General features: G+C 45.9%; 1 protein-coding gene. It reads left to right on the top strand.

Annotated elements, in window-relative coordinates:
• On the top strand, window positions 1-255 hold a 255-nt coding region (locus ACOB80_RS20920), incomplete at both ends, for a chitobiase/beta-hexosaminidase C-terminal domain-containing protein (RefSeq protein ID WP_473167807.1).

The raw sequence follows: 255 nt of genomic DNA, 5'->3' as shown, positions 1-255 counted from the left end.
CTCAAACAATCACAACGAATAAAACGTATCGTGCCCGTGTATATAGTAGTGGGATGGCACCGAGTAATGAAACGGTTGCGTCTTTTACGATTCAACCTACTGTGGCCAAACCAAGCATTTCGCCAAACGGTGGCACATATGATGTGTCTAGACAGGTTACGTTAACACCAAATACCAGTGGCTCGACGATTTATTACACCACTAACGGCGCAACGCCAACGACCAGTTCAACCGTATATTCAACGCCATTTACGC

The organism is Thalassotalea coralli (genome assembly GCF_055786205.1).
This window is presented reverse-complemented; position numbering and strand designations above follow the sequence as displayed.